Source organism: Buchnera aphidicola str. Ak (Acyrthosiphon kondoi) (assembly GCF_000225445.1).
Lineage (GTDB): Bacteria > Pseudomonadota > Gammaproteobacteria > Enterobacterales > Enterobacteriaceae > Buchnera > Buchnera aphidicola_A.
This window is the reverse complement of record NC_017256.1, coordinates 463,683-476,132: the sequence shown is the minus strand read 5'-3', so window position 1 is coordinate 476,132 and position 12,450 is coordinate 463,683. Positions and strand designations below refer to the sequence as shown.

Here is a 12,450-nt window from a genome sequence, read left to right as displayed (position 1 = left end):
AAATTTAAAATTTTTTTTATAGTTGCTTTTAAAATATATAAAAATTATATTTTTTATTATATATATTTAATTCAATAGGTAAATTTATTTTGATTTGATAGAGTTTATATTAAATATATTTTAGGGAATAAGAATAATGTCATCATTTATATCATCACAAAATATTGTTTATCCTTCAAATGAATTGTCACCAACAATGATCTTACTTGAAGAATGGTCTCTAATTTATGTAGAAGGTTTTGATAGTAAAACATATCTTCAAAGTCAATTGACGATTGATATGAATTTGTTACCTAAGACTCATCATACACTTTGCGCACACTGTAATTTTAATGGGAAAGTCTTAAGTGTTATGCATTTATTTCATTATCGAAAAGGTTATGGTTATATTCAGAGAAAAAGTACTTCTAAAGTTCAAATTAAAGAAATTCGCAAGTATTCTATTTTTTCAAAAATAAAAATTTATGAATTAAACGATATTTGTTTAATAGGATTTACAGGATTAAATGTTAGATCATTTTTATTGAGTTTTTTTATTAAAATACCCGACAAAAATTGCCCAGTAATTCATGAAAATAATAAAACTATACTATGGTATGCAGAACCATCAGAACGATTTTTATTAGTCTTATCTTTTTCTGATTTTTTAAATTTAAAAAGACAAATTAATAAAAATATATTTTTGAACAATAACCAACAATGGTTATTATTAGATATTGAAGCAGGATTTCCTATTATTGATAAAATATGTTCTCAAAGATTTACACCACAAGCAATTAATTTAGATAAGCTTAAAGCTATCAGTTTTGAAAAAGGATGTTATTATGGACAAGAAACAATAGCGCGGATATTTTTTAAAAAAATAAACAAGTATTTTTTATCTTCTTTTACAAGTACAGGAAAAATTTCTCCTGAAATAGGTTCATTTATTGAAACTCAGATAAATGATAAATGGTGTAAAATTGGTGTTTTATTATCTGTAGTTTATGTTAAATCTAAAGAAATTTATATACAAGCAGTTTTACGTAAACCTGTAGATGTAAATAATTTTTTTAGAATATGTGGGTTTAAAAATATTTTTTTTATAAGAAATTAGATAGTGATATAGAAATTATGTTTTTATTTATATATTTTAAAAAATACAAAATTTATTTTTTATAAAATTTCAGCCAAAACTATCTTTTAAAATATTATGTCTCAAGGCATTCTTTTTATTATTTCAGCTCCAAGCGGAACAGGTAAATCAAGTTTAATTCAAGGAATATTAGAATTAAAAACCTTGTATAATATTCAAGTATCTGTTTCTCATACTACGCGAATTATACGACCTGGTGAATTACATGGAAAACATTATTATTTTATATCAAAAAAAGAATTTCAAATCATGATTAAAGAGGAATCTTTTTTAGAATATGCAAAAGTTTTCAGTAATTATTACGGAACTTCACGTCATTCTATCGAAAAAATGTTATTTTCTGGAATTGATGTTTTTCTTGATATTGATTGGCAAGGAGCTAAGCAAATTAAATGCAAAATGCCAGAATCAAAAAGCATTTTTTTATTGCCACCATCTAAAGATACATTATATAAAAGATTAAGAGAAAGAGGTCAAGATAGTGATGTAGTAATTGCAAATAGAATGGAAAAAGCAGTTGATGAAATGCAGCATTATGCAGAATATGATTATCTAATTATTAATGATGATTTTAAACAGGCAGTAAATGATTTAAAAACAATTATTACTGCTGAACATTTATGTTTATTTCATCAAAAAAATAAATATAATTTATTGATTTCTAATTTATTAAAGCGCTGATTTTAAACAATATCAAATAATGTAAAAAATGCTTTTATATAATTCTATTGAATAAATAGAATTATATAATTCAAAAGATTGTATCAAATATTTTTACTTTTTTAATTTATAATTTTTTTTTATTTAATATTAATATTCTTATTACGATTAGCTTTTTTTCTATCATTTTCCTTTAAATAAAATTTACGTAATCGTATAGAATGTGGTGTGACTTCTACAAGTTCGTCATCATTAATAAAACTTAATGCTTCTTCTAATGTTAAATTAATAGCTGTTGTTAAAACTATTGCTTCATCTGTTCCTGAAGCTCTCATGTTGGTTAATTTTTTTCCAGTTAAGCAATTAACAGTTAAATCATTAGAGCGATTGTGTAGTCCTATTATTTGTCCTTCATATACTTGAGCACCATGTCCTATGAATAATTTTCCTCTTTCTTGCAAATTAAATAGAGAAAAACCAACTGCCATACCTGTACTATTAGATATTAAAACTCCGTTTTTTCTTTGTCCAATATTATTATTTTGAAGATTGTCATAGTGACTAAAGGATGAATAACAAAGTCCTGTTCCAGAAGTTATGCTCATAAATTCCGTACGAAAACCAATTAATGCTCTACTAGATAATATATATTCAAGTCGTACTCTTTTTTTTGAATCTATAATCATGTTTTTTAATTCACCTTTTCTTATTCCTATAAACTGCATAACACTTCCTTGGTGTTGGTCTTCAATATCTAAAATTACATTTTCAAATGGTTCTTTTTTGATTCCATCTATTTCGCGAAAAATAATTTTTGGACGAGAGACTTCTAATTCAAATCCTTCACGACGCATATTTTCAATTAATATAGATAAATGCAATTCACCTCGTCCAGATACGGAAAAAATATTTGTATCTTTTGTTTCTTTTATTTGTAAAGCAATATTATGCATAGTTTCTTTTTTTAATCGTTCTAAAATTTGACGAGATGTAATATATTTACCTTCTTTTCCTGAAAAAGGTGATGTATTTACTGAAAAAAACATACTTACTGTAGGTTCATCTACACTTAATATTGGTAAAGCTTGTAAATTATCTGGGTGACAAATTGTATCAGAAATATTTAATTGATTAAGACCTGTAATAGCAATTATATCGCCTGCATTGCCTTCATTTATTTCTATTCTTTTTAACCCAAAATAATTTAAAACTTTATTCACTTTTCCATTGCGATTTTTTCCAAAACTATCAATAATAGTCACTTGATCATTGGGCTTAATAGATCCTTGTTTAATTCGACCAACTCCTATCACTCCTAAATAATTATTATAATCAAGTTGCGAGACTTGCATTTGAAATTTTTTTTCAGGATTAACATTAGGAGCAGGAGCATATTTAATAATAGATTCATATAATGGAACCATATTATTTTGCATTTTTAGATAATCTGTTCCCGAGGTTCCAAGAACAGCAGATGTATAGATAATAGGAAAATCAAGTTGCTGATCATTTGCATCGAGGTCAACAAAAAGGTCAAAAACTTGATCTACTACCCAATCAGGACGAGAATTAGTTCTATCGATTTTATTAACAACAACTATAGGGTTTAAACCATATTTAAATGCTTTTTTAGTTACGAATCGTGTTTGTGGCATTGGCCCATCTAATGCGTCTACTACTAACAGTACAGAGTCTACCATAGACATTACACGTTCTACTTCACCACCAAAATCTGCATGTCCAGGAGTATCTACTATATTAATTTTATAATTTTTCCATTTTATAGAAGTATTTTTAGATAAAATTGTGATTCCACGTTCTTTTTCTAAATCATTAGAATCCATAATTCTTTCGGTTTTTTCTTCATGTTCTTGAAATGTTCCTGATTGTTGTAACAGTTTATCAAGTAATGTAGTTTTTCCATGATCAACGTGTGCTATAATAGCAATATTTCTTATATTATGATGCATTTTCTTTCCTTTTAAAAAATAGTAATAAAGTAGATATATGATTGACTGGTTTTAGATAGAATTACAAGATAAGATTCATTTTTGAGGTGATAGTATTTAAATACTAAATTTTACAAGTATGTTTAAAAAGTACTTTTTTATAATTAGAGAAATTATAAGAAAATTTTATATTAAAGTTTTCTTAATCAATTCATATAGATTTAATAATCAGGATTAAATTTTGAACCTAATAGACTATAAAAAAACAAGTTTTTTAAAAAGTTATTCAAAAATAACTGACATAGATATTCAAGATGGTATTGAAATTGCATTTATTGGTTACTCTAATTCAGGAAAATCTAGTGCTATTAATGCACTGACTAACCAAAAACGATTAGCTCGTTTTAGTAAAACTCCTGGCAGAACTCAATTAATTAATTTTTTTGAAGTAATTTCAGGCCTGAGAATAGTTGATTTACCTGGATATGGTTATGCTAAAGCACCTTTATTAGTTAGAGAAAAATGGCAAAAAACAGTATATAATTATTTAGAAAAAAGAGATCAAATAAAAGGTTTTGTGTTTTTAATGGATATTAGATATCCATTAAAAAAACTTGATCAAAAAATAATCAGTATAGTTTTGCATAAAAAAGTTTCTATTTTAGTATTATTAACTAAATGTGACAAAATGACAAGAAGTCAACAAAACATTCAAGTTAATACTGTATATAAAAAATTAAATTTTTTATTAGATTCTGTTGAAATTATCTTGTTTTCATCTTATAAAAAGATTGGTATTAAAAAACTAGAATCAAGTCTAAATGATTGGTATAAGAATTATGTTGTTTTAAAAAAATAAAAATTTCTAAAAAATAAAACATTATTGATTTGATTATGATAAAATTTTTTATTTATTTTATTTTAAAAATATAACTTTTCAAAATTTGAAATGTGTTTTGAGAAGAATATTTTTTTAAAATTATTTCTTTTGAATTTATATTAATAGGAATATTTAATTTTATTGCTGCTAATTCATACGAAAGGAAAGCTTGTTTTTTATTATCTTTTAGTTGAATTGCAATGTTCTTGGCATTTCGAAATGGTAAAAGTTTTATATTTTCAATATTGTTATAAATATTTTTAATATTAGAAAATTTATGTAATAAAGATAATGCAGTTTTAATTCCGATTTTAGGAACTCCTGGAATATTATCAGAAACATCTCCTATTAAAGCCAGAAAATCAATAAATTCTTTAGGTTTGATACCATACCTTTCTTTTATAACTTCTGGTGTAATAATACGATTATCTTTTTTATTGAATATATTAATATTAGGTGATACAAGTTGTAGCATATCTTTATCATGACTGATAATTAATATCTTTTCTCCCTTTTTTTCTAATTTATAGGATAAACTACCAATAATGTCGTCTGCTTCTATTCCTGGCATAGTCAATATTTTAATACCAATTTTTTTAAGAATTTCAAAAAGAGGTGGAATTTGAATAGATAATGAATTTGGCATAGGTGATCGGTTTTTTTTGTATTCTTTAAATAGTTTAGTTCTAAATGTTTTTTGAGGCGAATCAAATACGATAATAATTTTTTTTGATTTTTCATATTTTTTCAAAATATTATCTATCATTTTTAATATTCCATATATTGCACCAAATGGTTCTCCTGAAGCTTTATTAAAATCACGAAATCCATAATAAGATGAATATAGGTATAAACTTCCGTCTATTATGATAACAGGGTTTTTCTTTATTTGATTCATGTGTTCTCTTTTATTTTTTCATAGATATTTTATTTTTTATTTATTAGGAATTGAATTAATTTAATATATTTTTGAGAAAAATCATCTTTAAAAATCTCTTCTATTTTTGAATAATCAATAACATATTTTCCATTAATGAGCATGGTTGGAACGTTTTCTAGATTAAATTTTTTAATTTCTTTTTTTTGTTTTTTAACTAATATTTTCAGTGTTAAACTATTCCAGAAATCATTGAATTTATTTTCACTGATCCCTCCTTCTTTTTTAAATATTTTTTTTATATTATGAATATTATTAATTGTATGAGTTTCCTGAATACCTTTAAAAATAGGTAAAACAATTTTTTTTTCAATTCCAATTTTTTGAGCTATTATCCAGGATTTTGTTAAAATAGAACTTAATTTTCCTCCGAAAAAATCAACATGGTATGTTTCTGTTTTTATATTTTTTTTAATATTATTCTTTATTAAATATCTTGTATTATGTGTTTTTTCAAATTCATAACAATATGGACAAAAAAATGAAAAAAATTCTATTATATTAGGAATATTAGATATAGTTTTATGTTTTGTAGTATATTCTTTTCCATTTCTAAATTCGCAAGAATAAGCATTGCAAGACAAGACAAAAATGCATAACATAATTAATATTTTTTTCATTTCAATCACCTAATTTTATTTTTTTATTTGCTTTATATCATTAATATTTAAAAGAATAAAAGTGATATTGAAAATGATATAATATATAAATGGAAAATACTACATGTATATATCTTGTATCTTTTAATATTATAGATTATATAACTAGAGAAATATAAATTTTATATCATGAAAAAAAAAATAAATATTAATACTGATATCAATAATCATACTCCAATGATAAAACAGTATTTATCTTTAAAATCACAGCATCCTGATATGTTGCTTTTTTATCAAATGGGTGATTTTTATGAGTTATTTTATGAGGATGCTAAGCGTATTTCTGAATTATTAAAAATCACTTTAACAAAAAAAGGGTATTCAAATAATAAGATTGTACCAATGGCTGGAGTCCCATGCCATAAATCAGAATATTATTTGTCAAAACTAGTAAAATTAGGTGAATCTGTTGCAATATGTGATCAAGAAAAAGAGATCAATAATAAAAACAAATTAATTTCTCGCAAAATAGTTCGTATAATTACTCCTGGAACTATTACAGATGAAGCATTTCTTGAAGAAAATGAAGATAATTTTATAGCCGCTATTTGGAAAGAGAATAATCAATTTGGATATTCTATTTTGGATATTTCTTTAGGTTTTTTTGGTGTATCTAAAATTTTTCATACTAGTGATTTGCTTTCAGAAATTGAACGTACAAATCCTAAAGAAATACTTTATCCAGAAAATTTTTCAGATATTTCTTTAATTGAAAATAGAAAATGTATTCGCAAACGTCCATTGTTAGAGTTTGATTTAGACACATCATATAAGTTGCTGAATTTGCAATTTAACACTTATAGTTTAAATGGATTTGGAATACAAAAAGACGATTTTATAATACGTTCTGCTGGTTGTTTGTTGCAATATGTCAAGTTAATGCATATCACTGTTCTACCTAATATTCGTGAGTTAAAATATAACTACATGAAAGATAATATTTTTATGAATTTCAGCACACGTAAAAGTTTAGAAATTACTCAAAATATTTTAGGAGGGAAAAAAAATACTCTGTCTTCAATATTAAATAAAACAGTTACATCTATGGGTAGTAGAATGTTAAACCGTTGGTTAAATTCTCCATTAAAAGATTTTAATATAGTTAGAAACCGTCATAAAAGCGTTGAAATTTTACAATTGTTTTATAAAACATTACAACCAATTCTTCGTCAAGTGAATGATCTAGAAAGGATTTATTCTCGTTTAGCATTACGTACTGCTTCACCTCATGATTTTATACGAATGCGTTCTACATTAGAAATCTTGCCTGAATTGCATTTGATATTAAAAAAAATAAAATTTAAACATATAAAAAAAATACGTTTGTCTATTGGTTATTTTAAAGATATTTTATCTTTATTGAAAAAAGCTATTACTTCAAAACCATCTGTATCTATTCGTGATGGAGGCGTAATAGCTTCATTATATAATGTTCAGCTTGATAATCTTCGATCTATTAAAATACATTCTAAAGAATACATTAAAAATTTTGAACAGCAAGAAAAAAAAAAATTAATGATTGAATCATTTAAAATTAGATTTAATAAAATTATTGGTTATTATATTCAAGTAAGTAAACGCCATATTCATTTAATCCCACAGCATTACGTAAGAATTCAAACATTAAAAAGCACAGAACGTTATACTATTCCTTTATTAAAGGAATATGAAGAAAAAGTTTCTAATTCAGAAAGTCAATCATTATTTTTAGAAAAAAAGTTATATGCAGAAATTTTTGATATTATAGAACCTTTTTTAGAAAATTTACAGAATAGTGCATTAGCGTTATCAGAATTAGATGTATTAGTTAATTTATCTGAACGTGCTATATCTTTAAATTATGTTTGTCCCATTATGAGTAAAAAGTATGGTATTTCTTTGCTAGAAAATCGTCATCCAGTTATTGAATGTTTTTTAAAAACGCCATTTATAAATAACTCTGTTATTCTATCGAAGACACAAAGAATGCTTATTATAACAGGTCCAAATATGGGTGGAAAAAGTACTTATATGCGTCAAATTGCTCTTACTGTAATTATGGCCTGGATAGGTAGTTTTGTTCCTGCTAAATATGCTTCTATTGGTTTAATTGATAAAATTTTCACAAGGATTGGTTCTGCAGATGATTTAAGTAATGGATGTTCAACTTTTATGATGGAAATGACGGAGATGTCCAATATTCTTCACAACGCAACATCTAATAGTTTAGTTTTAATTGATGAATTAGGAAGAGGAACTTCAACTAATGAGGGGCTATCTTTAGCTTGGTCATGTTCTAGATATTTGATAAATAAAAATAAATCTATGACACTTTTGTCTACACATTTTTTTGAATTAACAAGATTAGCATTAATACAAAAATTTGTAAAAAATTTTCATTTTACTGCTGTTGAAAGTAATTCACATATAGCTTTTTTATACAAAATAAAAAATGGTGTATCAAAAAAAAGTTATGGCATATCAGTAGCTTCATTATCTGGATTACCAGATATTGTTATAGAAAATGCAAAAAGAAAGTTAATGGAAATAGAAAATATATAAAATTTTATTAATGGCTTATTTTTTCTTAAAATATTTTATAAAAATAATTTTACATAAAACTTTAATTTTATCATTAGACGAGTAGCACAAAATTAATATTTTCTATAAATTATATTCTATTGATAATTTTATATTTTTAATGCAATAAAATTTGGATGTTTAGTATAATGAAAAATCAAAATATGTTTGATATTTTACTTCCATTAAGTTCAGAACAATTAAATCATTTAAAAAAACTTGAAAGTACTTGTACTAATATTCAAAGTGCTTGGTTATCAGGTTATTTTTGGAAAATTGCAAATCAAAAATCTGATGCAATATCCCTTAAAACAGATGAATTGAATGAAAATAATCAAACGATTACTATTGTTTCTGCTTCTCAAACTGGTAATGCAAAGTTGTTATCTCAACGTCTGTATGAATATTTTAATCAAAATAATAAGACTAGTCGTTTAATTGACGCAATTGATTATAAATTTAAAAAGATAAAAGATGAAAAAATATTAATTTTAATTATTTCTACTCAAGGTGAAGGTGAACCACCAGAAGAAGCATTATCTTTGTATAAGTTTATCATGTCAAAAAAAGCTCCTAATTTAAATCATTTATATTATAGTATATTTGGATTAGGAGATACATCCTATAATTTATTTTGTCAAGCAGGAAAAGATTTTGATAAAAGATTTAAAGAGTTAGGTGGTAATTCTTTATTAGATCGATTCGATGCAGATATTGAATATGAAGATAATTATAATAAATGGTCTCAAGACTTATTAAAATCTATTAATAATATAGATATAGTTTCAAATACTTCTTTATTACATAGACATAAAGAAAATACATTGACACTCTCACAATCTTATTATACAAAAAATAAACCTGCTACAGCTATTGTATTGACAAATCAAAAAATTACTGGTCGTAATTCCAAAAAAGATGTTCATCATATTGAAATAGATATTAGTAATTTAGATATTAATTATACTCCAGGCGATGCACTTGGTGTTTGGTATAAAAATGATACTAATTTAGTAAAAAATATATTAGAATCATTATCTATCAATATGTTTGATAACATTAAAATTCAAGATAATATTGTTACAATTTTTGATGCTTTAAAAAACAATTTTGAATTAACAACTAATACTAAAAACATTGTTAAAAATTATGCAAATCTTACAAATAATAAATTTTTAAAGAATATTGTATCTGACGATGCTCATTTACAAAAATATGTTGTTCAAACACCTTTGATTAAAATGATAAATGATCACCCATCAAAATTATCTTCTCAACAACTAGTCAGTTTACTTCGTCCGTTAAAACCTAGACTATATTCTATTTCTTCTTCACAAGCAGAAGTTTATGATGAAATTCATATTACAGTTGGAGTGGTAAAAAATTTAATTTCTGGTTGTTTGTACTTAGGAGGAGCTTCTGGTTATCTTTCACAATCTTTAAAATCTGATGATAAAATAAAAATTTTTATTGAAACTAATAATAATTTTCGATTGCCTGTTGATCAGAATGTTCCAATAATAATGATTGGTTCAGGTACAGGAATTGCTCCATTTCGTTCTTTTATGCAGCAAAGAGATAATGAGGGGGCTAAAGGAAAAAATTGGATTTTTTTTGGCAATCCTAATTTTACTGAAGATTTTTTATATCAAATAGAATGGCAACAATACATAAAAAAAGGACTAATTACTAATATGCATTTAGCTTGGTCACAGGATCAAGAACATAAATTATACATACAAGATAAAATGAAGGAAAATGGAAAAGAAATATGGTCTTGGATAAAAGAAGGAGCTCAAATATATGTTTGTGGAAATGCTTCTAAAATGGCAAAAGATGTTGAAAAAGTATTGTTGGATATCATTAGCGAAAATGGTTGCTTAAATACTGAAGATTCCCATGAATTTTTAAACAATTTACGTTTAAATAAACGTTATAAAAGAGATGTATATTAATGAAAAAAAACTGTAAAATAATAGTTTCAGAAAAAAAATTAACTGATGCAGAACGTATTAAAAAAAACAGCAATTATCTTCGAGGCACAATTGTTGATGATTTAAAGAATGAAATTACCAATGGTTTCAGTGGAGATAATTTTTCACTTATTCGATTTCATGGTATGTATCAGCAAGATGATCGTGATTTGCGTATAGAACGTCATGAACAGAAATTAGAACCACGTTATGCGATGATGCTTCGTTGTCGATTACCTGGAGGAGTCATTAAAGCAAAAAAATGGTTAAAACTTGATTATTTTGCTAGTAAATATACATTATATGGAACGATTCGATTAACTAACCGTCAAACTTTTCAATTTCATGGAATTTTTAAAAAAAATCTCAAAAATGTACATAAAATGTTGCATAATATAGGATTAGATTCATTAGCTACAGCTAATGATGTAAATAGAAATGTACTTTGTACATCAAATCCTATGGAATCTTTAGTCCATCAAGAAGCATATGAATGGGCGCGAAAAATTTCAAATTTTTTATTACCACATACTAAAGCATATGCAGAAATTTGGTTGGATCAAAAAAAAATTGTCACGACAGATAAAGAACCTATATTAGGTCAAACATATTTGCCAAGAAAATTTAAAACAACAGTAGTAGTTCCACCATATAATGATGTAGATTTATATGCTAATGACATGAATTTTATTGCTATTGTTCAAAATAATAAAATTATTGGTTTTAATGTATTAATTGGTGGAGGATTGTCTTTTATCCATGGAAATAAAAATACATGGCCATTTCTTGCAATAGAAATAGGTTATATTTCTATAGAAAACACTTTATCTATTGCTGAAGCTATAGTCACTACTCAAAGAGATTGGGGAAATCGTACTGATCGTGCGAATGCTAAAACTAGATATACTATACAAAATATAGGTTTAGATGTTTTCAAAAAAGAAATTGAAAAACGATCTAATGTTAATCTCGAACCAATTCGTAATTATAGTTTCACTAATCGAGGAGATAGATTTGGTTGGATTAAAGATATTAATAATTATTGGAGTTTAACATTGTTTATTCAAAACGGACGTATATATGATGATAATAACAAATCATTGAAATCTGGATTGTCAAAAATAGCAAATATTCATGATGGTAATTTTAGGATCACATCCAATCAAAATATAATTATTTCCGAAGTTTCTGAAAGAAATAAAAGTAAAATAGAAAAAATAGCTTTATCATATGGATTAATTGATAAAATTAGTAATGTACGTAAAAACTCCATGGCATGTGTTTCATTTCCTACATGTCCTTTAGCTATGGCTGAAGCCGAACGTATGTTGTCTTTTTTTATTACTCAATTAGAAAATATCATGTTAAAATATGGTGTAGAAGAAGAGACTATAATTGTACGTGTTTCTGGATGTCCTAATGGTTGTGGAAGATCTTTATTAGCTGAAATTGGTTTAATTGGAAAATCTATTGATCGATATAATTTATATATAGGAGGAAATCGAATTGGAAATCGTATTCCAAAAATTTATAAAGAAAATATTACTCAAAAAGAGATATTAATTAATTTAAAATATTTAATTAAGACTTGGTCTAATAAACGGAAAGCACAAGAAGATTTTGGAGATTTTGTTATTAGGAAAAATTTTGTTAAAGAAATTGTTAATCCAATTCATGATTTTTGGAATTAGTATGGAG

At 25.0% G+C, this 12,450-nt stretch carries 9 protein-coding genes; 6 read left to right on the top strand and 3 right to left on the bottom strand.

Going from position 1 to position 12,450, the window contains the following annotated elements:
* Positions 1-136: 136 nt before the first annotated feature.
* Entirely contained in the window at positions 137-1,096 is a 960-nt protein-coding gene (gene ygfZ, locus BAKON_RS02215; protein ID WP_014499573.1) for a tRNA-modifying protein YgfZ, read from the top strand.
* A gap of 96 nt (positions 1,097-1,192) precedes the next feature.
* Positions 1,193-1,816 carry a guanylate kinase gene (gene gmk, locus BAKON_RS02210; protein ID WP_014499572.1) on the top strand — a complete coding sequence of 208 codons (624 nt, stop codon included), beginning with the start codon at positions 1,193-1,195 and terminating at the stop codon, positions 1,814-1,816.
* A gap of 119 nt (positions 1,817-1,935) precedes the next feature.
* Here the strand turns inward: gmk and typA are convergent, their stop codons facing one another.
* A complete protein-coding gene (gene typA, locus BAKON_RS02205; protein WP_014499571.1) occupies positions 1,936-3,765 on the bottom strand; it encodes a translational GTPase TypA in 1,830 nt (609 codons plus the stop codon).
* Positions 3,766-3,985: 220 nt separating this feature from the next.
* Here typA and yihA point away from each other — a divergent pair, with 220 nt between their 5' ends.
* Positions 3,986-4,603: a ribosome biogenesis GTP-binding protein YihA/YsxC gene (gene yihA / locus BAKON_RS02200; RefSeq protein ID WP_014499570.1), complete on the top strand. Its 618-nt coding sequence runs from the start codon at positions 3,986-3,988 to the stop codon at positions 4,601-4,603.
* Between the two features lie 52 nt (positions 4,604-4,655).
* Here yihA and BAKON_RS02195 read toward each other — a convergent pair whose 3' ends face one another.
* Together BAKON_RS02195 and BAKON_RS02190 are read right to left on the bottom strand one after the other, a co-directional pair.
* Positions 4,656-5,522 carry a 5'-3' exonuclease gene (locus BAKON_RS02195; protein ID WP_014499569.1) on the bottom strand — a complete coding sequence of 289 codons (867 nt, stop codon included), beginning with the start codon at positions 5,520-5,522 and terminating at the stop codon, positions 4,656-4,658.
* 29 nt (positions 5,523-5,551) lie between these two features.
* Positions 5,552-6,181: a DsbA family protein gene (locus BAKON_RS02190; protein WP_014499568.1), complete on the bottom strand. Its 630-nt coding sequence runs from the start codon at positions 6,179-6,181 to the stop codon at positions 5,552-5,554.
* A 168-nt stretch (positions 6,182-6,349) separates the two neighbouring features.
* On the opposite strand from BAKON_RS02190, the gene mutS reads away from it, so the two are divergent.
* The 3 genes from mutS to cysI all read left to right on the top strand — a co-directional run bounded on the left by mutS (position 6,350) and on the right by cysI (position 12,443).
* Positions 6,350-8,761: a DNA mismatch repair protein MutS gene (gene mutS / locus BAKON_RS02185; protein WP_014499567.1), complete on the top strand. Its 2,412-nt coding sequence runs from the start codon at positions 6,350-6,352 to the stop codon at positions 8,759-8,761.
* A 167-nt stretch (positions 8,762-8,928) separates the two neighbouring features.
* A complete protein-coding gene (locus BAKON_RS02180; protein WP_014499566.1) occupies positions 8,929-10,734 on the top strand; it encodes an assimilatory sulfite reductase (NADPH) flavoprotein subunit in 1,806 nt (601 codons plus the stop codon).
* On the top strand, positions 10,734-12,443 hold the full coding sequence (gene cysI / locus BAKON_RS02175) for an assimilatory sulfite reductase (NADPH) hemoprotein subunit (RefSeq protein WP_014499565.1): 1,710 nt from the start codon (positions 10,734-10,736) through the stop codon (positions 12,441-12,443). The genes BAKON_RS02180 and cysI overlap by 1 nt, the downstream gene beginning before the upstream one ends.
* Positions 12,444-12,450 lie beyond the last annotated feature (7 nt).